This is a genomic window from Corynebacterium sp. UMB6689 (assembly GCF_030215295.1).
Taxonomy (GTDB): Bacteria; Actinomycetota; Actinomycetes; order Mycobacteriales; family Mycobacteriaceae; genus Corynebacterium; species Corynebacterium aurimucosum.
In genome coordinates this window covers 1-260 of record NZ_JASOLS010000204.1, presented here as the reverse complement: position 1 = coordinate 260, position 260 = coordinate 1, and the positions used below count along the sequence as shown (strand labels likewise).

At 51.2% G+C, this 260-nt stretch carries 1 protein-coding gene; it reads left to right on the top strand.

The genetic code is table 11. The features are described from left to right. On the top strand, nt 1–260 hold a 260-nt coding region (locus QP363_RS13215; protein WP_284764825.1), incomplete at both ends, for a Rib/alpha-like domain-containing protein.

The window sequence follows — 260 nt, the reverse complement described above, 5'->3', positions numbered from 1 at the left end:
AGGTCAACCCGGATGGGTCTATTACTGTTGCTCCTGGTAAGGATGTAGTTCCTGGTGATTATAAGGTTCCGGTTGTGGTGACTTATCCGGATGGGTCTACTGATGCTGTTGAGGTTCCGGTTAAGGTAACTGAGGGTGGTAAGGGTCGGACTGATGCTGGTAAGCCGGCTTGGGATGATGCTTCTACTCCGGCTGATAAGACTGTTGTTATCCCGAATAAGGGTGGCGATGTTGTTGAGGGCACCACTGTTGAGGTGGAG